Origin of the sequence: Mesorhizobium sp. B1-1-6, assembly GCF_006443035.1 — a bacterium.
GTDB lineage: Bacteria > Pseudomonadota > Alphaproteobacteria > Rhizobiales > Rhizobiaceae > Mesorhizobium.
Genome location: NZ_VFWR01000009.1, coordinates 271,862 through 292,006, shown reverse-complemented (window position 1 = coordinate 292,006; position 20,145 = coordinate 271,862). Strand labels below are relative to the sequence as shown.

Sequence of the window (20,145 nt, the reverse complement as noted above, 5' to 3'; positions counted from 1 at the left end):
TCGAGAGCTTAGCCGGCGACCGCAGCTATGGCCGAGAAATGGGCGTCCCGCCGATCGCCGGGACGCCCTGTAGCACAATTCAGGCGGAATTGGAGCGCGTCGGTCGCGCTAACCTTATCGTGATCTAGCGCGGCGCCAGCACCATCATCATCTGGCGGCCTTCGAGCTTCGGCTCCGCTTCCACCTTGGCGATGGTAGCCACTTCCTCACGCACCTTGTTCAGAAGCTGCATGCCGAGCTCCATATGCGCCATCTCGCGGCCACGGAAGCGCAATGTCAGCTTGACCTTGTCGCCTTCCTCGAAGAAGCGGCGCACCGCCTTCATCTTGGTCTCGTAGTCGTGGCTGTCTATGTTCGGGCGCATCTTGATCTCCTTGATCTCGATGACCTTCTGGTTCTTGCGCGCCTCGGCCGCCTTCTTCTGGTTGGCGTATTTCAACTTGCCGAGATCGAGGATTTTTACGACGGGCGGCTGCGCGTTGGGCGATATCTCGACGAGATCGAGCCCTGCCTCTTCGGCGAGCAGCAATGCGTCGTTGATGGAAACATCGCCACGGTTCTGGCCTTCGGCGTCGATAAGCTGGACCCGGGGAACCCGGATGTCACGATTGGAGCGCGGCCCATCCTTGGTCGGCGCCGCTGCTTTGAAAGGTCTGCGAATGGTCGTGGTCTCCTTGGCCGTTTCGTTCTGGATTTGCAGGTCTTGATATGTGGACGCGCCAATGTGGGGAGCGCGCGGGCGGAGTCAATAGCACAGCATTGACAGAAAATCACCTGATCGCTGCCTGCACCAAACAAAGAAAGATGGCGAGCACTTTTCGCCACGCCACTGGCTGTGTCACAAGACCCTGCGCCGAAGACGGCGCGAGGAAAAAGCCATGACTGCCCCTGTCTTTCTGGATGTCGACGGATCGAGCATCGCGGTGCGCCATATTGCGGGCGCGACGCCTGGCGTCGTCTGGCTCGGCGGCTACAAGTCGGACATGCTGGGCACGAAGGCTGAAACGCTTTCGGACTGGGCGGCAAAAGACGGCCGCGCCTTCCTGCGCCATGACTATTCCGGACACGGCGAATCCGGCGGCGCCTTTGCCGACGGCACGATCTCGAAATGGCTTTCGCAAAGCCTGGCCGTGTTCCGGCATTTCACCAGCGGCAGCCAGATCCTGGTCGGCTCGTCGATGGGCGCCTGGATCGCCCTGCGCATGGTGCAGGAATTGCGCAAGGCAGGCGACGCAAGCGTCGTCGGTCTGGTGCTTCTAGCACCGGCGCCGGATTTTACCGCAGAACTGGTCGAACCGGTGCTGACCAAAGCGCAGAAGCGCGACCTTGCCAAAAAAGGCTTCTTCGAGGAGCCGTCGGACTATTCCACCGAGCCCTACATCTACACGCGCGCGCTGATCGAGGATGGGCGCGACAACCTGGTCATGACAGGCCCGCTCGACACGCACTGCCCCGTACACGTCGTGCAGGGCCTGGCCGATCGGGACGTGCCGTCGAGCCATGCGCTGAGGCTGGTCAGCCTGCTGCCGGCCGACGATGTCACGCTGTCGCTGATCCCCGACGGCGACCACCGGCTGTCGCGGCCGCAGGATCTCGACATGCTGGTGCGGGCGGTCGGCGACATGGCCGCGCGGAGCAAGTGACGATGCGCCTTTCCATCCCGATCTCAGCCTTTGTCGCGGCCATCATCGGTTTCGGCGGCACGCTGGCCATTGTCATTGCCGCCGCCCACGCGGTTGGCGCGACGCAAATCCAGACGGCGAGCTGGGTGACCACCATCTGCCTGGCGATGGCGGTCGAAAGCCTGTGGCTATCCTGGCGAACGAAAATGCCGGTCATCACCGCCTGGTCGACGCCGGGCCTGGCGCTGATGGCGGCGTCGAGCGGTTTTTCGATCGGCGAGGCCGTCGCCGCCTTCATCGTTACCGGCATTCTTTTGGTCGCCACCGGGCTGTTCCGGCCGCTGACGAAACTGATCTCGGGGATACCGCCCTCGGTCGCTTCAGGAATGCTGGCCGGCATTGTCGTCACCTTCGCGCTTAATGCGGTCAAAACTGTTCCCGCCGATCCCTGGCTGATCCTGCCGTTGATCGCCGCCTTCTTCGTCATCCGCCTGTTCAATCCGGCGCTGTCGGTGCTGGCAGTGCTGGTCGGCGGCGGTCTCGCCGCGTTTCTCACCGGCCGCGTCGGCGGTTTGCCCACTCCTGAACTGTCGACGCTCACTCTGATCGCGCCTGTGTTCACCGCCAAGGCGATAATCGGCCTGGCAGTACCGCTCTACCTGGTCACCATGGCTTCGCAGAACCTGTCGGGCCTCGCCGTGCTGCGCGCCGCCGGCTACCATCCGGAACCCGGTCCGCTGATCGGCATCACCGGCCTGTTTTCGCTGCTTTCGGCGCCGTTCGGCGGCTCGACCACCAATCTGGCGGCAATTTCGGCGGCTATCTGCACCGGGCCCGACGTTCATCCAGACCCCACCGAGCGCTGGAAGACAGGGCCGTTCTATGCCCTTGCCTACCTGATCTTCGCGATTTTCGGCGCTTCTCTGGTGGCGATCTTCGCCGTCCTGCCGCAGAGCCTGATCGTGCTGGTTGCGGGTCTTGCGCTGATGGCCTCGCTGGCCAACGCGCTGGCGATCGCGCTCAAGGACGAAAGCGAGCGCATGGCCGCCACCGTCACTTTTGTCGTCACCGCCTCCGGGCTGACCTTGTTCGGCGTCGGCGCCGCATTCTGGGGACTGATTGCCGGGCTGGTCGTGCTTTTCCTCGATATGCTCAAAAAGCGATAATCATTTCAGCAGCTTGTCCGGTTTTAGCCGACATTGTCTTGAATCGCCGTTTTTGCCTTCCCATTTCGATTCCACGCAGCCGGTCCTGGCTGTCTCCAACCGAAGGAATGGGAGAAAATGAACACATCCGCATTGATCCGCCCGGCCTGGACGCCGGCAACCATCGCGTTGATGGTGATCGGCTTCATGGTGTTCTGGCCGCTCGGCTTCGCCATGCTCGCCTACATCATCTGGGGCGACCGGCTCGAGGGCTTCAAGCGTGACGTCAACCGCGCGACCGACGGCATCTTCGCCGGCTGCCGCCGCGGTTCCGACAAAGCCGCGCGCTGGGGCCACGGCTCCGCCCGGACCGGCAACGTCGCGTTTGACGACTGGCGCGAAAAGGAGCTTGAACGCCTGGCCGAGGAACGCCGCAAGCTCGACGATATGTTGACCGAGTTCGACGACTACGCCCGCGAATTGCGTCGCGCCAAGGACCAGGACGAGTTCGATCGCTTCATGGCGAACCGCAACAAGTCGACCACTCCGGCAAAGAGCGACCCGAGCACAGGCACGACCCCCACCAAGCGTGGCAAAGGCTCGAACCTGCTTGACGACTGAGGCCGAGCGGCAGGCCCGATCGTGAAAAAACGGCGTCGCGCGAGCGGCGCCGTTTCTTTTTTGTTCTATTCGTTTTTCTCGAATCGCGTATCGTCCGGCCATGACCCTCGGATTCTTCCGCAATCTGACGAAGCCCAAGCCCACGCCTGTCGTGGAGCGAGAATACTGCGTTGCCGGCCGCACGCTGCCGCTCAAGATCGTCGAGAGCGCCAGGGCGCGGCGTCTGACGCTGCGCATCGATTCCGGCGGCCAGGGCCTGCGTATCACCGTGCCGCCGGGCCTGCGCCGCGGCGAGGTGGAGCGGTTCCTCGATCGTCATCAGGACTGGCTGGAGCAGCGGCTGGCCAAGGTGCCAACGCGGCCGCAGGTACGGCCCGGCATCAAGATCCCCATACGCGGCGTGCCGCACCGCATCGTGCATGAGCCGTCAAGGCGCGGCACCGTCACCGTGTCGCGCGACGAACGCGGCCCGCTGCTGATCGTGCATGGCGAGCGCATCCACCTGCCGCGCCGCATCGCCGATTTTTTGAAGCGCGAGGCCAAGAAGGAGATCGAGAAGCTGGTGGCCAGGCACACCGAGGCGCTTGGCAAGCGCGCCAAGGCGATCCGCTACAAGGACACGTCCAGCCGCTGGGGCTCGTGCACTTCCGAAGGCAATTTGTCCTTTTCCTGGCGCATCATGATGGCGCCGCCACCCGTCATCAACTACCTCGTCGCGCATGAAGTAGCGCATCTGAAAGAGATGAACCACGGCCCGAAATTCTGGAAATTGTGCGAAAAGCTCTGTCCCGACACCGACCGCTGCAAGGACTGGCTGAAGCGCAATGGCGGCGCCCTGCAGGCGATCGTTTTCGAGTAGCGCAATCGCGAAGCGTCGCACGGTGCCTGAGGATAAGCTGTTGCGTGGTGATCCTTCACACCTCCTGTCGCGCCAGCGTTTACGTTCTTACTGGCCGCACGAACTCAATCGTCATTCGCGGCGTTTAGCTCTTCAGGCCGCAGCCCCTCTTCGCTATGATGCGGCCACGGTAAAAAATTCCGATCGAAGGCGTCGGTGTCGAAATAATCGAGCGCCCGATGCGCCTCGGCGCCGTTGAAGGCGGCCTTGTCCATCAAATGCGCGATCACCTCGCGCGCTTGCGCGATCTTCTGCCTGAGTTCGGCAACGGTTCTGTCAGTCATGATGTTCTCCCGCCTTGCATGCTTTCCCATGATAGGTAGCGCCTTTGGCCCTGCCGGCAAACAGCATGCTTTTTCTCGACTCTGCCTCGATTTCATGTCAATTCCCGCGCCATGGCACTCGACGTCAAAATCTGCGGCTTGAAGACCGACCAGGCAATGGCCGCGGCGCTGGTCGGCGGCGCCAGCCATGTCGGCTTCATTTTCTTTGCCAAGAGCCCGCGTTACATCGAACCGGCTGCAGCCGGGCGGTTGCGCGAAGCCGCGCGCGGCAAGGCTTTGGCGGTTGCCGTTACCGTCGACGCCAACGACACCTTCCTGGACGACATCATCGACAGCATGCGCCCGGACATGCTGCAGCTGCACGGCTCGGAAACGCCCGAACGGGTGGCCGAACTGAAAGCCCGCTATGACCTGCCGGTCATGAAGGCGCTGCCGCTCAGCGAAGCCGCCGATCTCGAGCGCATCAAACCGTTCGTCGGGGTCGCGGACCGGTTCCTGTTCGACGCCAAGCCGCCGAAGGGCTCCGAGTTGCCGGGCGGCAATGGCGTTGCGTTCGACTGGCGCATCCTGACCGGCCTTGACGCCGGGCTCGATTACATGCTTTCCGGTGGGCTCAACGCCGCCAATATCGGCGATGCCCTTCGGCTTGCCAGCCCGCCCGGAATTGATATTTCCTCCGGCGTGGAAAGCGCGCCGGGCATCAAGGATCCGGCGCTGATCGAGCAGTTTTTCCGGGCCGTCAAGGCAGCGCGAGACGACCGCGCCGCCTGACCGGCTCAAACCCGAGCATGTCCCGAAAGTGGAAAACGGTTTTCGACAGGACATGCTTAAGAAAATCGAGATGCCAGGAGATCGGCGATGAACAAGCCGGCGACACTCAATTCCTTCCGCACCGGACCCGACGAACAGGGCATGTTTGGCATTTTCGGCGGTCGTTTCGTGGCCGAAACGCTGATGCCGCTGATCCTCGACCTCGAACGGCACTGGAACGAGGTCAAGAACGATCCGGATTTCAGGGCCGAGCTCACCGATCTTTCGACCCATTATGCGGGGCGGCCGTCGAAGCTTTATTTCGCCGAAGGACTGACCAGGCATCTTCGTGAGGTTTCCTCGGCCAAGGGCATCGGGGGCGGCGCAAAGGTTTATTTCAAGCGCGAGGACCTGAACCATACCGGTTCGCACAAGATCAACAATTGCCTCGGCCAGATCCTGCTGGCCAAGCGCATGGGCAAGACGCGCATCATCGCCGAGACCGGGGCCGGCCAGCACGGCGTGGCATCGGCCACGGTCGCGGCCCGTTTTGGGTTTCCCTGCGTCGTCTATATGGGCGCGACCGACGTTGCCCGCCAGAGCCCCAACGTGTTCCGCATGAAGCTGCTCGGCGCCGAAGTGCGGCCGGTGACCGCTGGCCATGGCACGCTGAAGGACGCCATGAACGAGGCGCTGCGCGACTGGGTGACCAATGTCGAGGACACTTATTACCTGATCGGCACCGCCGCCGGCCCGCACCCCTATCCAGAGCTGGTGCGCGACTTCCAGTCGGTGATCGGTTCGGAGGCGCGCGCTCAGATCCTCGAGCAGGAAGGCCGGTTGCCCGACACCATCATCGCCGCCGTCGGCGGCGGCTCCAACGCCATCGGCCTGTTCCATCCGTTCCTCGACGACAAGGATGTCCGCATCATCGGCATCGAGGCTGGCGGGCGTGGCCTCGACGGCGTCGAGCACTGCGCCTCGATGAACGCCGGCGCGCCGGGCGTGCTGCATGGCAACCGCACCTATCTCCTGCAAAATGCCGACGGCCAGATCATGGACGGCCATTCGATCTCGGCCGGCCTCGATTACCCCGGCGTCGGCCCGGAGCATTCCTGGCTGCGCGACTCTGGCCGCGTCGAATATGTGCCGATCCTCGACGACGAGGCGCTGGAGGCCTTCAAGCTGACCACACGCGTCGAAGGCATCATCCCGGCGCTCGAATCGGCGCACGCCATCGCCCATGCGGTGAAGATCGTGCCCGCCATGGACAAGGACCAGATCGTCATCGTCAACCTGTCCGGCCGCGGCGACAAGGACGTGCATACGGTGGCTTCGATGCTGGGCATGGAGATCTGATCATGGTGACCCGCATCGATCGCCGCATGGCAAAGCTCAAGAACGAAGGCCGCCCGGCGCTCGTCACCTATTTCATGGGCGGCGACCCGGACTATCAGACCTCGCTGTCGATCATGAAGGCGCTGCCAACGGCCGGCGCGGACATCATCGAACTCGGCATGCCGTTCTCCGATCCGATGGCCGATGGCCCGGCGATCCAGGCCGCGGGCTTGCGGGCGCTTAGAGGCGGCCAGACGCTGGTTAAGACGCTCAAGATGGCGGCTGACTTCCGCACCGGCGACAATGAGACGCCGATCGTTCTGATGGGCTACTACAACCCGATCTACATCTACGGCGTCGATCGCTTTCTCAAGGACGCATTGGCCAGCGGCATCGACGGGCTGATCGTCGTCGACCTGCCGCCTGAGATGGACGAGGAGCTGTGCATCCCGGCGCTGAAAGCCGGCATCAACTTCATCCGGCTGGCGACGCCGACCACCGACGACAAGCGCCTGCCCAAGGTGCTGCAGAACACGTCCGGCTTCGTCTATTACGTGTCGATGACCGGCATCACCGGTTCCGCGCTGGCCGACACCGGCAAGGTGGCTGCGGCGGTCAAGCGCATCAAGGGCCATACCGATCTGCCGGTCTGCGTCGGCTTCGGCGTCAAGACCGCCGAACAGGCGCGCGTCATCGGCGCCAATGCCGACGGCGTCGTCGTCGGTACCGCGATCGTCAATGCGGTCGCCAATGTGCTGGGGCCGAAGGGCGAAAAGACCGCCGACCCGGCCGAGGCCGTCGCCACGCTGGTCAGCGGCCTCGCGCAGGGCGTGCGGTCGGCCCGCCTTGCTGCCGCCGAATAGTTTTCCTACCTCAGGTCTTGTGCACGTCGCCATCCCGGGCGGCATGCGCTGGATCGGTTTGCCGTTTCACGGAAACGCCGAACCGCTCTATCTTTTTGCTTTATCGCAATTCCGGTCGGAAAACCGGTTCACACTTTTCCTGGAATTGCTCTAACTCTTCGTCAGGACAGGAGCCGAAGCGATGAACTGGATCACCAACTACGTTCGCCCGAAGATCAATTCGATGCTCGGCCGGCGCACCGACATGCCCGAGAACCTGTGGATCAAGGATCCCGAGACCGGGGAGATGGTGTTCCACAAGGATCTGGAATCCAACCAGTTCGTTATCCCGTCTTCGGGCCATCACATGAAGATCTCGGCCAAGGAGCGGCTGAAATACTTCCTCGACGACGGCAAATACGAACAGCTCGAAAATCCCAAGGTCATGCTGGACCCGCTGAAATTCCGCGACGAGAAGCGCTACACTGACCGGTTGAAGGACGCCAAGGCCAAGACCGGCCTGGAAGATGCCATCGTCAACGCGCTGGGCACCGTAGAAGGCCTGCCGGTGGTGGTGACGGTGCAGGATTTTGCCTTCATGGGCGGTTCGCTCGGCATGGCCGCGGGCGACGCCATCGTTCATGCCTTCGAGGTGGCCGTGCAGCGCAAGCGGCCGCTGATCCTGTTTGCCGCTTCCGGCGGCGCGCGCATGCAGGAAGGCATCCTGTCGCTGATGCAATTGCCGCGCACCACGGTTGGCGTCGACCGGCTGAAGGAAGCCGGCCTTCCCTACATCGTCGTGCTGACCAATCCGACGACCGGCGGCGTCACTGCCTCCTACGCCATGCTGGGCGACGTGCATATAGCCGAGCCCGGCGCACTGATCGGCTTCGCCGGACCGCGTGTCATCGAGCAGACCATCCGGGAAAAACTGCCGGACGGCTTCCAGCGCTCCGAATATCTGATGGAACACGGCATGGTCGACATGGTGGTATCGCGACTGGAGATGCGCCGGACCATCGCGCGGCTCTTGAAGATGCTGCTCAAGATGCCGGAAGAGCACAAGCCCCTGGAGCCGGAAATCCTGCCGCCGGCGGTGGTCGCGACGGAAGCACGGCCGCAGGCCTGACGCGACACTCTTTGCCGCGAACCGCGATTGCGCGCGATCCATCGCGCGCTTAGGACTCCTACATGACCACGCTTGCCGCCGACCGTGAAATCGAAGCGCTGATGGCGCTTCACCCGAAAGGCTTCGACCTTTCGCTCGACCGCATTTCACGACTGCTGGAGCGGCTGGGCAATCCTCAGGACTTGCTGCCGCCGGTGATCCACATCGCCGGCACCAACGGCAAGGGCTCTTGCGCCGCCTTCTCGCGAGCGCTTCTGGAAGCATCCGGCCGACTCGTGCACGTGCACACCTCGCCGCATCTGGTCAGCTGGCACGAGCGCTACCGGCTGGCGGCTGATGGCGGCGGCAGGCTGGTCGAGGACGATATCTTCGCCGAGGCCATCGCCCGCGTCGCCAAGGCCAATGGCGGCGAGAAGATCACCGTTTTCGAGATCCTCACCGCCGTCACCTTCATCCTGTTTTCGGAGCATCCGGCCGATGCCGCCATCGTCGAGGTCGGTCTCGGCGGCCGCTTCGACGCCACCAATGTCATCGCCAGGCCGGCTGTCTCGGTGATCATGCCGGTGTCGATGGACCACGAAGCCTATCTCGGCGACCGCGTCGAACTGATCGCCGCCGAGAAGGCCGGCATCATCAAGCGCGGCTGCCCGGTGGTCATCGGCGCACAGGAAACCGAGGCGGCGCAGCAGGTGCTGATCGAAACCGCCGAGCGGCTCGGCTGCCCGACCCTGGTCTATGGACAGGATTTCCTCGCCTTCGAGGAGAACGGCCGCATGGTCTATCAGGACGATGATGGCTTGATGGATCTGCCGCCGCCGCGGCTGCCCGGGCGCCACCAGTTCGCCAACGCGGCCGCCGCGATCGCCGCCGTCAAGGCAGCCGGCTTCGAGATCAGCCACCGTGCCGCCGAGAAGGCGATGACCACTGTCGCCTGGCCGGGGCGGATGCAGAAGCTGTCGCAAGGCAGGCTGACGGAACTGGCGCCGAAGGGCGCCGACATCTGGCTCGACGGCGGCCACAATCCGGGCGCCGGCGTGGTCGTCGCCGAGGCGCTGGCCGAACAGGAAGAGAAGAACCCCAGGCCGCTTTTTCTCATCTCCGGCATGATCAACACCAAGGACCAGAGCGGCTATTTCCGCGCCTTCAATGGCCTCGCCCGGCACGTCTATACCGTGCCGGTGAGCCTGAGCGACGCCAGCGTGCCGAACGACGAACTGGCGGCCCGCGCCACGGAGGCCGGGCTTACGGCCGAGCCGGTGAGTTCCGTCGCCAGCGCGCTGATGTTGCTGCGCGACACCTGGGACGGCCCGCCGCCGCGAATCCTGATCGGCGGCTCGCTCTATCTGGCTGGCGCGGTGTTGGCGGAGAACGGCACGCCGCCGACGTGACGCATCCAGTATCTGCGCCTAACTAACCGGTCCAAGCCGCCGCTCAGAAGTCCCAACGCGAGATCATATCAGGCCGGTGGTGCCAGGTCGTTGGTACGGCGAAAATCAAACTTCAGGTCCTGTATGAGCCTGACGGCCTTCTCGGACGATTTTCTCCAGATCGATGTCGGTGCCACTGCTTGCGCCAGGTGGGCATAGAATGTGGGCGCGGGTTCGCGACCTGCTTCACGAATCTCGTAGGATTCAAGCGCTCGCTCGACGACATCTGCTATCGAGCGATTTTCGCGACGAGCAAGTCTATGAGCCAGGTCGCGTGCTTTTGCGCTACGGACCGAGAGCTGAGGTTCGGCCATCTCAAACTCCGTTGTTGGAAGACATATATACCGGTTTCCGCTGCGGTATTCGAGGCGAACGCCGCTATTTCAGCTCGATCTCAATGAAGGCATATTCGCCCTCATTGGCGCTGATGACGTCGTGCTCGACGCCTTCCCTGCGGAAATAGGGCGCGCCTTTCTTCATTTCGGCGAAGGATTCGCCGTCCTTGGTCAGAAGCTTTACCTTGCCGTCCATCAGCGGCACGACAACATAGTCGTGGCCATGGCGGTGCCAGCCGGTGTTGTCGCCCGGCTGAAAGCGGTATTCCGTGACGATGACGCGCTCATTGTCGATGAAGACGGTGGCCTTGGCGGATCCGGTCATTTTTCCTCTCCCTGCATCTGCTTCCAGCAGAAGACATGGAGGCCCCGGACGTCAGGGCCAGAGCGGGCGACCAATGACGCCAACGCGATCGGCCGGGCTTGATGTCAGGAATTTCGGATTGATCAGGCGAGATTACCGTTGATCCAGTGCGACAGCGCGGTCTTGGGCGCGGCGCCAACCTTCACATCGGCTCTTTCGCCGCCCTTGAAGATCATCAGCGTCGGGATAGAGCGCACGCCGAATTCCGCTGCCAGTTCGGGATTCTCGTCGATGTTGAGCTTGGCGATCTTCACCTTGCTGCCGAGCTCATTGGCGATGTCTTCCAGCGCCGGCGCGATCATCTTGCAGGGACCGCACCATTCCGCCCAGAAATCCACCACGACCGGCTCCTTGGCGTCGAGCACAGCGGTCTGGAAATTGTTCTTGTCGACCTTGACGGTAGCCATGCGGAAATCCTTTCGAAATTTTTCGTCGCACCAAATGTGGTGGTTGCCGCGCCCTTCTTCAAGCAGTTCTTGTGTCACGCTCGCGTGAGTCGGGCAAGAGCGTCATCCATGGCCCGAGCCGGCAGTTCGATCAGCCGCGGCGCCTCCGTGAACAGCAAGGCCGCCGTGACTTCGCGGCCGGGATAGAGCGGCCGCAGCAAGGCGCGATAGAGCGCGAGCTGCAGCAGATAGGCGGGCGGAACCTCGCCCAGCGAGGCGGGCGCCGGCCGATTGGTCTTGTAATCGATGATGGATACGCGGTCCGGCGTCACCGCCACCCTGTCGATCTTGCCGGAAATCGAGCGTTTCGTGCCCTTGACGTCGAGGCTGCCCATGACCGCCACTTCGGCGCGCGAAGAGGGTCCGAAAAGCGGCGCGAAACGCGGATCGGCAAGGATCGCCATAACCGAGGCGACCGCCTTTTCGCACTCGCCGGCCGGCCATTGCGCGCCGGCGCGGGCGAGATAGCGTTCGGCTGCGCCCTGGCGTTCGTTTTGCGCCACGCCGGGCAGCATCTGCAGCAGTTTGTGCAGCGCCAGGCCTCGCATGACGGCGAAGCCGGGTTCGGCGTCGCCATCCAGCACTGGCGAGCCGGTGTCGATGACGCTTTCCTTGCCCTCGTCGATCAGGGCGGAGGCTCCGGATGGCGACAGCGGGCGCGGCAGGTCCTCGTATGGCGGCAGCGGCTTGAACAAGATTTCGGGCGGCGGCCCGAAGTCCCGCGTCTGCCTGGCTTCGCTCTCGGCGACCGGTGCAAACGGCGGCAATCCGGTCACCTGGAAGCGATGCACTGAGACGCCGCCGCCGGCCGGATGCGGATACTCGGCACTCTCCGGCGCCCCGACCAGGGCACGGCTGACGAGCGAATGCCAGGTGCCGGTGTTCGGCGCGCGCTTGCCGTGATAACCGCAGACGATCAGCCTGTCCTCGGCCCGGGTCATGCCGACATAGAGCAGCCGCCGATACTCGTCATCGGCGAGATCGCGCGCCCTTGCCGCGGCAGCCTTCGAAATGGCGTTGGCGACGTCGCTGGCCGAACGCCAGAGAAAGCCCTTGCCGCTCCAGTTCAGCCCGGAACCCTCGAACGGCATCAGGCGCGGCAGGTGCTGATCGCTGAACGGAGCCGAACCGCCATCGACCAGGAAGACGACAGGCGCCTCGAGCCCCTTGGCTGCATGCACGGTCATGACGCGGACCTCGTCGCGGGTCTGGTCCATCTCGCGCTTGATTTCTGGGCCGGCGCTCTCCAGCGTCGACAGGAAGGCTTCCAGCCCGGGCAAGCCGGTCCGCTCCTCGGCAAGGCAGAAACTCAGGAATTCGTCGAGAATGTCCCCGGCTTCCGGCCCGAGCCGCGCAACCATCTTGCGGCGCACGCCACCGCGTGCCAGCAGGCCGGCATAGAATTCGAACACCGGCTTGAAGACGGCCTCGTTGGCCCAGATGTCGAGTTGAGCGGCGACCGCCGCGAGCGCTTCGCTTTGGCTGGCATGCTGGCGCAGGGACTCGGCCAGCGACAGGCCGGATGGTCTTTGCGCGGCCAGTGTGAAAAGCATCTCTTCCGAGAGATCGAAGATCGGGCTCCGCAGCACGGCGGCGAGCGACAGATCGTCCTGCGGCTGGATCAGGAAATGGCCGAGCGCGATCAGGTCCTTGACCGCGATGTGGCCGGGCAGGCTCAACCGGTCCGCGCCGGCGACCGGGATGTCACGACGTTTCAGGGCACGCGTCAGTGCATGAACGAAGCGATCGCGCTTGCGCACCAGCACCAGCACGTCGCCAGGGCGCAGCCTCTTGCCGCGGCCTTCGATGACCTCGCCATTGCCGATCCAGCCGGCAATGGTGGCGGCGACGTTTTCGGCAACCCGAACCGCCGGCGCGCGGGCATGGTCGACTGCCTGGGTCCAGTCGTCCGGCTCGTCGACGACATCGGCGCCGATGGATGGCCAGACCTCGACATAGCCCGGTGCATCGGTGCGTATCGCCTTGTGGCTCAGCGGGTCGGGGTCATGGCTGATGCCGCGCCGCACGACCGGATCGGCGAAGACACGGTCGACAGCGGCCAGAACATCGTCGGTCGAGCGGAACGACCAGGTGAGCTTCAGATCGGCGAAGGGCGCATCGGCGTCGCGCACCTTGCTTGCGAACAGGAGCCTGCTGTCGGCGAAGGAATCCGGCGCCGCTCCCTGGAAGGAATAGATCGACTGTTTTTCGTCACCGACAGCGAAGATCGTCCGATGCGCGGTGTCGCGGGCGCCGATGCCGGCGAAGAATTCCTCGGCCAGCCGCTTCACCACCTCCCACTGGTCGGGGCTGGTGTCCTGCGCCTCGTCGAGCAGGATGTGGTCGATGCCCTGGTCGAGCTTGTATTGCACCCACGGGCCGGCATCGGGCCTGGCCAGGAGACTGACGGTGCGGGTGATCAGGTCGTTGAAGTCGAGGAACCCGCGGCCACGCTTCAACTGCTCGTAGCGGGCGACCAGCCAGTCGGCCAGCGTCAGCGCGGCGCGCGTGCCCTCCAGCATTCGGAACAGGGCGAGCCGGTCGACCGTCTCGACGATTGCGGTGGTCGCCGAGAGATAGCGCTCCGCCAGGTCCGGCAGCCGGTCGAGCAGCGCCTTTTTGAATGCATTGGCTGGATCGTAGACGTCGCCGTCGGCCTTCAGGAAAGCCCGCGAAAGCAGCTGCAGGCGGCGCACGGGGTCGGTTTCCGCGAAAGCCAGGCGCGCATGAGGCAAGATGTTGTTGAGCACCGTCCTGGCGTCGGCGGCCTCCGCCGCCTGGGCGAAGCCGGCAAAATAATCCGGCAGGAAGCCGGGCAGCGGCCAGATGGCGGTCGCTATGCCTTCGGCGGTCTGGCCGGGGCGGAATTGGAATTCGTCGAACAGCGTCTGGAAGTTCGGGCCGCCTCGATCGATTTCACCGATGAAGGCGCCCAGTTCGTCGCGCTTGCGGACGATCTCACCCAGCAAAGCGTCGAGCCCGGCCTCGCCACCGCGCTCGAGCACGGCGGCGAAAGCTTCGGCGAGGTCCGGCCGATCCGCCGCGCTGCCCGAAATCATTTCACGGCGCGCGGCGGCGAACAACGATGCCTCCATCTGCGGGTCGAGCATCTCGAAATGCGCGGGGATGTTGGCTTCCAGCGGGAACTGGTGCAGCACCGATTCGCAGAAGGCATGAATGGTCTGGATCTTCAGGCCGCCGGGCGTTTCCAGCGCCTCGGCAAACAGGCGGCGGGCGCGGCGCATGGTTTCGCGGTCGGGCCGGCGGCCATCGAGCGCCTCGACCCTCACCGCCAGTTCGGCATCGCCGAGCGCGGTCCATTCCGACAGGGTCGAGAACACCCGGTTCGACATGTTGGCGGCGGCGGCACGCGTATAGGTCAGGCACAGTATCTTCGACGGATCGGTGCCGCGAAGCAGGAGGCGGATGACGCGCTGGGCCAGCACATGGGTCTTGCCGGACCCGGCATTGGCCGACACCCAGGCGGAATTCCTCGGATCCGAGGCGCTGGCCTGCCTGGAGGCGGTTTCGCCGGGGATGGGATAGGCTTTCTTCATGCCTCCCCTGCCTCGTCATCCGCATCGCCGCCCGCCGACCATTCGAGCACGCGGGCGAGATGGTCGTAGTTGCCGTCGGTCTCGCCTTCGCGGAACGGCAGTGCCCGCGACAGGTAGCCGGCCGCCGGATCGGCATAGTGGATGAGCAATTTCTCCAGCCGCGCCCAGGCCTCCTCGGCGAGGTCCGTGGCGGTGCGTGGCTGCCGGTTGTATTCGAGGATCGATTCCTCGAAAACCTCGCCATTCGGCTTCAGCCTGACAAAAGCCAATTGCGAGGGCTCGCGCGCGCCGAGTTCCTGGAAAGCGCCGCGCCTGAGCAACGCGCCCTCCAGGGCCAGTTGCGGCGACAGCAGCGTGTGCGCCTGCGCCTTGGAAGGCGAGGAGCCGGTCTTGTAGTCCAATATGTCGGCCATGCCGCCATGGAGAAGATCGACCCGGTCGGCATAGCCCGACAGGGTGATCCCGGATTGGCCGACCACGGTCTTGGCCGCTCGCGCCTCGGCGTGGCGCCGGGCCACGGCCCCAGCGCGGCCGCGTTCCCATTCGATGATGCTGGCGGCGAGCTTTTCGAAACGCGGCCACCAGACCGCCTCGACATCGGCGGGAAGTGCTGCCTCGGCGAAGCAGGTTCGGCCGGCGGCGAGCAGGCCGGCCAGCGCATCGGGAGCACGCGGATCGGCCACGCTGCCCGAGAACAGATGCAGGATGGCGTGGAACAGCGTGCCGCGCTCGGCCGCACCCGGGTCGCGGATGACCGGGTCGAGCGGCAGCAGGCCGAGGATGCGCCTGGCATAGATGGCGTAGGGATCGCGACGCAGCGTCTCGATCTCGGTGACCGAGAAATGGGTTGGACGCAGCGCGACCGGCGGCTTCGGCTGCGGGCGCGGCGCGAAATCCCGCCGCGGGCCGGTATCGAGCGCGCGCGCCCAGGCGATGAGCTCGTCGCCGCGTTCGGCAAGCCTGGCTGCCTGGTCCTTGCCGATATAAGTGAGAATGCGCTGCAGCCAGCGCGAGGGCACGGCGGGCGCGTCACCGGCGCGTGCGGAGCGCGACAGCACCACCTTCGCCGCCCCCATGGCCATCTGGAAATCATGCGCGGCAAGCCCAATGCGCCGTTCGGGCGGCTCCAGGTCGATGCCGGTCTTCATCAGCCGCGACATGAAGCGGTCGCTTTCGGGTTTGCGCGGCCACACGCCTTCGTTCATGCCGCCGATGACCAACGTGTCGACATTCTGCAAGCGGGCTTCCAGCGCCCCCCAGATGGCAACGTTCCTGTCTGTGCCTTGCGCCGGCTTGACCGTCTCGGGCGCGATCAGCGCCGCCATGACATCTGGCCATTCGTCGGCGGCAAACGACAGCGGCACGGACGCCGCGACCAGTCCACGCAACAGGTCGGCCAGTTTCTCTCCGGCATCGCCGGCATAGAGTGCGCCAAGCCCGCCATCGGCCGCACGGCCTAGATTTTCCAGCACCACGACGCTGGCCTCGACCAGCGCCACAAGACCGGCGTCGGCCTGGCCGCGAAAGGCGGCAAGCGGCGCCAGCGCTTCGTTGAGACGTCCAAGCAAATTCCGCGCGCCTTCGATGGCGCGCACGGTCAGCCGGGCAAACCAGAAAGGCCGCCTGCTGTCGGCGCCGAGGTCAACCAAGCGGGCTTCGAACAGGTCCGGCAGCGACGCGATGTCGGGGCGGCCGGTGCCGCCGCGCAGCGCCACCAGCTCGATCAGTTCCGCCGCATGGCGAACGCTCGTCCGGTCCAGGCCAAGGGCAAGCAGGGGATGCTTGAGCAACGACAGCAGGCCGACGGGGTCACCGGGGCGGAACACCGCCTGCAACGCCAGCCCAAGCAGGCCGGCGGCGGGCGTGTTGGAAAGCGGCACACCGCCGGAATCGTCGGCGACGACGCCGAAGCGGGCGAGTTCGACCGAGACGCGGCGCGCCAGCGCCCGGTCGCCGGTAACGAGAGCCGCCCTTTGGCCAGGCTGCTCGACGGCGCGCTTGAGCGCAACGGCGATCGCCACGGCTTCATCGCGTTCGCTGGCCGCTTCCAGCAGGCTCACGCCGGAGAACGCCTGCTCGATGTCGGAGGGGGAAAAGCCGCTGCGCGTCTCGGCCCACAATTCGGTGGTCTCGGCCGGCCGCAGCGCTTCGCCGACGAGGGCGGCGCGAAGCGCGAGTTCATGTCCGGCCGCGCCGATCTCCTCGACATCGCCGCGCAGCACACCGATGGTGCCGATCAGCTTGGCGAGGCCGTATTGCGGATGGCCGAGCACGGCCGGACGTGCGCCCGGCGCCGTGATGGCCTGGAAAGACGGCTCATCCATCGTCCGGTCGAGGCCTGGCAGCACGATGGCTCCTCCCGCCAAGCGGGCGATTGCGGCCAGCAGCTCTGCCGTGGCGGGGATGGAGCCGGTGGAACCGGCGGCGATAACCGGCCCGGCGGGCGGATTGCGCCGCAGCCGCGCCGCTTCCAGCCGGATCAGGGCGCTGCGATGCGCGGCCGGGTTGGAGAGGTTCCGTTCCCCAAGGAATTTCGGCCAGGCTTCGGTGACGATGCCGAGGAAATCGAGCGTGACCTGCCACCATCCCGCGAGATTGCCGCTCACCAGATCGGCGAGCCGCGTCCAGTCCGTGCCTTCCGTCTCGATCTCATCCATAAGCCGGGCGAGATCGCGCGCCAGCCAGATCGCACCGGCGGCGGAGGCCGGAATGACGATCTCCTCGTCGAAAAGCGCCGCCACATGCGCCGGCAGCCGGCGTTTCCAGGCACGCACCAGCGGCGCCAGCAGCAACAGGCGTTCGGTTGCCGCGATCGGCGGCGCGAGGTCGATGGCGGCCGACGCTTCCGTCTCGAACGCGGCCTCGTCCTCATCGAACTCGCCGAGCGGCCGGATGACCGGCAGAATCGCCGAACCGCCGCCGCCCCTCGCCGACAGGCTGTCGACGAAGACGCCGCGCAAGGCGCGCGCGGCGCGCCGCGTCGGCACATAGATGGTGACATCGGCCAAGGCGAGCGGGTCGCCATCGAAGCGAAAGCCCGGAACAAGACGCCCGGCCAGCAGCGCCTCGGCAAGCGTCGGCAGAAACGGCGCACCGGGGGGAATGGAGAAAACGCGGCCCGGGCCGCTCATTGCGACTCGGCTAGCGCGTCGGCGACCGCCGCTTCCGCGCTCGCAATGGCGTCAGGCGTGCCGACGGTGATCCAATGGCCATGCATCGGCATGCCGAACAGCCGGCCGGCGGCGATCGCCTTGTCGAAGTAGGTGTTAAGCGAATGAGGTTCCGGCAAGGCACCCTTGAAGATGCGCGGATGGACGATCGCCGCCCCGGCATAGATCAGGCCCGCCGGATCGCCTTTGGAACGCCGCAGGGTGCCGTCCGGCGCCACCAGGAAGTCGGTGCTGCCGCAGTGTCCGGTCGCCTGATGGAGATCCGCCAGCATCAGCAGAATATCCATTTTCGCGGCATCCCATGCAAGGGCGAGACGGTTGAGATTGAGCGTTCCTTGGTCGATCCAGAAGGTGTCGGCGTTGAGGATGTAGAAGGGCTGTTGGCCGAGCTCCGGCAGCGCCTTGACGATGCCGCCGGCGGAATCGAGCAACCGCTCGCTCTCGTCCGAAATGACGATCCGCGGAGCATGGCGCGCGCCGAGATGGGCGACGATCTGTTCGGGAAGATAGTGCACGTTGACGACGGCCTTGCCGATGCCGGCCGCGGCGAGACTGTCGAGGCCCCAGTCGAGCAGCGTCTTGCCGGCGATCCTGACCAGCGGCTTGGGGATCGTGTCGGTGATCGGCCGCATGCGCTTGCCGAGCCCTGCGGCAAGCACTATCGCAGTTTTGGGCACGATCGCTGCGTCCGGTATCGATGTCACGGCGTTTGCTCCTCCAGCAGACCGTGAGCGGTATAGAACTCGCGAAGGCCGGCCAAGGCAGGATGAGACAGCGCCCGGCGCAGATAGTCGCGGATACGCGGCAAGTGCTTCAGATAATAGGGCTTGCCGTCGCGTTTTTCGAGCCGGACGAAGATGCCGAGGATCTTGGAATTGCGCTGCGCCGCCATGATCGCATAGGCCTCGATGAATGCCGCCTCGTCAAATGGGCCGGCCGCGTGGCGGGCGGCGACATAGGCATCGAGCGTGCGTTTCTCGATGCCTGGCGGGATGGTGACGCGCGCGTCCATGGCCAGCGAGGCGACGTCGTAAGCGGCGGGGCCGATCAACGCGTCCTGGATATCGACGATACCGAGCCGGTCATGGCCGGAGCGCTCAGCGCGCCAGATGATGTTCGGCGAATGAAAGTCACGCAGCATCAGCGTGTATTGGCTGTCAGCGAGCCGGTCGAGAACCGCGTTCCACTCCTTGTGGTAGCCGACGCGCAAGGCATCGCCCGCCGGAGCGCCCGTCAGCATCGGCACGTACCAATCGACCAGCAGGTCCGCCTCGATCAGCATGGCGTCGCGGTCGAAGGGCGGCACATCGTGAAACACGCCGGGCGCGGCCTCCATCCGGTGGGGCCAGGTCTTGCCATGCATCATGGCGAGCAGTTCGGCCGCCGCCTCATAGCGCCCGGCGACCGGCCTGCCATGCCCGTCCAGGAAACCTTCGGAGCCCAGATGTTCGAGCAGCAGGAATCCCTGGTCGAGATCCTGCGCATGGATTTCGGGAACGCTGACCCCGGCGGCGAGCAGCGCGCGGTCGATGGCGGCGAAGGCTGACACCGACTGGGCGGTGTGGGCGATGACGCCATAGGGCTTGCCGTCGCGCACCGGCGGGCCTAGCACCAGCCGCGGCGAGTTCATCAGCACCCTCGCGGCGTGGCCTGGAAGCGAGACAATTTCGTAGGAGCGGGCAGAGGCATCGCCGATGAAATGGCGGCGGCTGGCCTCGCCCCATCCAGCGCCTTCGAGGAAATCACGCATGGCGAGCGACCGCGCCACCCGATCGTAGGCAGCGCCTTGCCCGGACAGTCTCGCCAATCGGCCATCGCCATGCTGGACGAGTTCGATCAACACGGCGGTCCCAGGCAAATAACCCTCGGCCCGTTCCGGCCATTCGACAAGGGCCGCGCCTTGCGCCAACGCCTCGTCGAAGCCCAGTTCATCGAGCTCGGCTGCCGAGGACAGGCGGTAGAGGTCGAAATGATGGACCGGGATGCGCGTATCGTAGCTTTGCACAAGGGTGAAGGTAGGACTCGGCACGTCGAGACCGGCATCGTCGGCCAAGGCCCTGATCAGCGCCCGCGCCAGCGTCGATTTGCCCGCGCCGAGATCGCCCTTCAGCGCCAGGACGTCGCCGGCGCGCAACGCCAGCGCCAGATCCTCACCCAGCCGCGCTGTCTGTGTTTCGTCGGCGAGTAAACGCTCGAGCATCAATGCGGCCATCGAGT

Annotated in this window: 17 protein-coding genes and 1 pseudogene; 9 read left to right on the top strand and 9 right to left on the bottom strand. The window is 65.1% G+C overall.

Going from position 1 to position 20,145, the window contains the following annotated elements:
- Positions 1–124: 124 nt before the first annotated feature.
- The gene (gene infC / locus FJ979_RS19960; RefSeq protein WP_140491142.1) at positions 125–661 is read right to left on the bottom strand and encodes a translation initiation factor IF-3; all 537 of its coding nucleotides are present in this window, start codon (positions 659–661) and stop codon (positions 125–127) included.
- A gap of 217 nt (positions 662–878) precedes the next feature.
- On the opposite strand from infC, the gene FJ979_RS19955 reads away from it, so the two are divergent.
- From FJ979_RS19955 to FJ979_RS19940, 4 genes are all read left to right on the top strand, one after another.
- Positions 879–1,643 carry an alpha/beta hydrolase gene (locus tag FJ979_RS19955; protein WP_140583023.1) on the top strand — a complete coding sequence of 255 codons (765 nt, stop codon included), beginning with the start codon at positions 879–881 and terminating at the stop codon, positions 1,641–1,643.
- A 2-nt stretch (positions 1,644–1,645) separates the two neighbouring features.
- The gene (locus FJ979_RS19950) at positions 1,646–2,788 is read left to right on the top strand and encodes a benzoate/H(+) symporter BenE family transporter (protein ID WP_140583020.1); all 1,143 of its coding nucleotides are present in this window, start codon (positions 1,646–1,648) and stop codon (positions 2,786–2,788) included.
- Positions 2,789–2,905: 117 nt separating this feature from the next.
- Positions 2,906–3,388 (top strand): DUF2852 domain-containing protein, encoded by a 483-nt coding sequence (locus FJ979_RS19945; protein ID WP_140583018.1) that lies wholly within the window; start codon positions 2,906–2,908, stop codon positions 3,386–3,388.
- A gap of 100 nt (positions 3,389–3,488) precedes the next feature.
- Positions 3,489–4,247: a M48 family metallopeptidase gene (locus tag FJ979_RS19940; protein WP_140561794.1), complete on the top strand. Its 759-nt coding sequence runs from the start codon at positions 3,489–3,491 to the stop codon at positions 4,245–4,247.
- 104 nt (positions 4,248–4,351) lie between these two features.
- On the opposite strand, the gene FJ979_RS19935 is transcribed toward FJ979_RS19940, so the two are convergent.
- On the bottom strand, positions 4,352–4,570 hold the full coding sequence (locus tag FJ979_RS19935) for a hypothetical protein (RefSeq protein ID WP_140491152.1): 219 nt from the start codon (positions 4,568–4,570) through the stop codon (positions 4,352–4,354).
- 111 nt (positions 4,571–4,681) lie between these two features.
- On the opposite strand from FJ979_RS19935, the gene FJ979_RS19930 reads away from it, so the two are divergent.
- The 5 genes from FJ979_RS19930 to FJ979_RS19910 all read left to right on the top strand — a co-directional run bounded on the left by FJ979_RS19930 (position 4,682) and on the right by FJ979_RS19910 (position 10,017).
- Positions 4,682–5,341, top strand: a complete 660-nt coding sequence (locus FJ979_RS19930; protein WP_140524085.1) for a phosphoribosylanthranilate isomerase — start codon at positions 4,682–4,684, stop codon at positions 5,339–5,341.
- Positions 5,342–5,428: 87 nt separating this feature from the next.
- On the top strand, positions 5,429–6,679 hold the full coding sequence (gene trpB / locus FJ979_RS19925) for a tryptophan synthase subunit beta (protein ID WP_140583015.1): 1,251 nt from the start codon (positions 5,429–5,431) through the stop codon (positions 6,677–6,679).
- 2 nt (positions 6,680–6,681) lie between these two features.
- Complete coding sequence (gene trpA, locus FJ979_RS19920) at positions 6,682–7,521, top strand: tryptophan synthase subunit alpha (protein ID WP_140561789.1); 840 nt, start codon at positions 6,682–6,684, stop codon at positions 7,519–7,521.
- Between the two features lie 181 nt (positions 7,522–7,702).
- Positions 7,703–8,629 carry an acetyl-CoA carboxylase, carboxyltransferase subunit beta gene (accD, locus tag FJ979_RS19915; RefSeq protein ID WP_140491161.1) on the top strand — a complete coding sequence of 309 codons (927 nt, stop codon included), beginning with the start codon at positions 7,703–7,705 and terminating at the stop codon, positions 8,627–8,629.
- 62 nt (positions 8,630–8,691) lie between these two features.
- Positions 8,692–10,017, top strand: coding sequence for a folylpolyglutamate synthase/dihydrofolate synthase family protein (locus tag FJ979_RS19910; RefSeq protein ID WP_140554556.1), 1,326 nt, complete (start codon positions 8,692–8,694; stop codon positions 10,015–10,017).
- Positions 10,018–10,122: 105 nt separating this feature from the next.
- Here the strand turns inward: FJ979_RS19910 and FJ979_RS19905 are convergent.
- From FJ979_RS19905 to tsaE, 7 genes and pseudogenes are all read right to left on the bottom strand, one after another.
- Positions 10,123–10,370: pseudogene (locus FJ979_RS19905) on the bottom strand (plasmid stabilization protein).
- A 64-nt stretch (positions 10,371–10,434) separates the two neighbouring features.
- A complete protein-coding gene (locus tag FJ979_RS19900; protein WP_140524093.1) occupies positions 10,435–10,716 on the bottom strand; it encodes a cupin domain-containing protein in 282 nt (93 codons plus the stop codon).
- 122 nt (positions 10,717–10,838) lie between these two features.
- The gene (gene trxA / locus FJ979_RS19895; RefSeq protein ID WP_140491167.1) at positions 10,839–11,162 is read right to left on the bottom strand and encodes a thioredoxin; all 324 of its coding nucleotides are present in this window, start codon (positions 11,160–11,162) and stop codon (positions 10,839–10,841) included.
- A 74-nt stretch (positions 11,163–11,236) separates the two neighbouring features.
- The gene (gene addA / locus FJ979_RS19890) at positions 11,237–14,758 is read right to left on the bottom strand and encodes a double-strand break repair helicase AddA (protein WP_140583013.1); all 3,522 of its coding nucleotides are present in this window, start codon (positions 14,756–14,758) and stop codon (positions 11,237–11,239) included.
- Positions 14,755–17,889, bottom strand: a complete 3,135-nt coding sequence (addB, locus tag FJ979_RS19885; RefSeq protein ID WP_140583010.1) for a double-strand break repair protein AddB — start codon at positions 17,887–17,889, stop codon at positions 14,755–14,757. Before addB ends, addA begins: the two co-directional genes overlap by 4 nt.
- Positions 17,886–18,632 (bottom strand): nucleotidyltransferase family protein, encoded by a 747-nt coding sequence (locus tag FJ979_RS19880; RefSeq protein WP_281406004.1) that lies wholly within the window; start codon positions 18,630–18,632, stop codon positions 17,886–17,888. Before FJ979_RS19880 ends, addB begins: the two co-directional genes overlap by 4 nt.
- Entirely contained in the window at positions 18,629–20,140 is a 1,512-nt protein-coding gene (gene tsaE, locus FJ979_RS19875; protein ID WP_140583008.1) for a tRNA (adenosine(37)-N6)-threonylcarbamoyltransferase complex ATPase subunit type 1 TsaE, read from the bottom strand. The genes FJ979_RS19880 and tsaE overlap by 4 nt, the downstream gene beginning before the upstream one ends.
- Positions 20,141–20,145: the final 5 nt, after the last annotated feature.

What these genes read in the sequence shown, in the direction of transcription:
- FJ979_RS19945 (WP_140583018.1), top strand. Translation starts at nt 2,906, where the DNA reads ATGAACACATCCGCATTGATCCGCCCGGCCTGGACGCCGGCAACCATC.
- trpB (WP_140583015.1), top strand. Translation starts at nt 5,429, where the DNA reads ATGAACAAGCCGGCGACACTCAATTCCTTCCGCACCGGACCCGACGAA.
- FJ979_RS19955 (WP_140583023.1), top strand. Translation starts at nt 879, where the DNA reads ATGACTGCCCCTGTCTTTCTGGATGTCGACGGATCGAGCATCGCGGTG.
- FJ979_RS19940 (WP_140561794.1), top strand. Translation starts at nt 3,489, where the DNA reads ATGACCCTCGGATTCTTCCGCAATCTGACGAAGCCCAAGCCCACGCCT.
- FJ979_RS19935 (WP_140491152.1), bottom strand. Translation starts at nt 4,570, where the DNA reads ATGACTGACAGAACCGTTGCCGAACTCAGGCAGAAGATCGCGCAAGCG.
- tsaE (WP_140583008.1), bottom strand. Translation starts at nt 20,140, where the DNA reads ATGGCCGCATTGATGCTCGAGCGTTTACTCGCCGACGAAACACAGACA.
- FJ979_RS19910 (WP_140554556.1), top strand. Translation starts at nt 8,692, where the DNA reads ATGACCACGCTTGCCGCCGACCGTGAAATCGAAGCGCTGATGGCGCTT.
- addA (WP_140583013.1), bottom strand. Translation starts at nt 14,758, where the DNA reads ATGAAGAAAGCCTATCCCATCCCCGGCGAAACCGCCTCCAGGCAGGCC.
- FJ979_RS19900 (WP_140524093.1), bottom strand. Translation starts at nt 10,716, where the DNA reads ATGACCGGATCCGCCAAGGCCACCGTCTTCATCGACAATGAGCGCGTC.
- trxA (WP_140491167.1), bottom strand. Translation starts at nt 11,162, where the DNA reads ATGGCTACCGTCAAGGTCGACAAGAACAATTTCCAGACCGCTGTGCTC.
- addB (WP_140583010.1), bottom strand. Translation starts at nt 17,889, where the DNA reads ATGAGCGGCCCGGGCCGCGTTTTCTCCATTCCCCCCGGTGCGCCGTTT.
- trpA (WP_140561789.1), top strand. Translation starts at nt 6,682, where the DNA reads ATGGTGACCCGCATCGATCGCCGCATGGCAAAGCTCAAGAACGAAGGC.
- FJ979_RS19930 (WP_140524085.1), top strand. Translation starts at nt 4,682, where the DNA reads ATGGCACTCGACGTCAAAATCTGCGGCTTGAAGACCGACCAGGCAATG.
- FJ979_RS19950 (WP_140583020.1), top strand. Translation starts at nt 1,646, where the DNA reads ATGCGCCTTTCCATCCCGATCTCAGCCTTTGTCGCGGCCATCATCGGT.
- accD (WP_140491161.1), top strand. Translation starts at nt 7,703, where the DNA reads ATGAACTGGATCACCAACTACGTTCGCCCGAAGATCAATTCGATGCTC.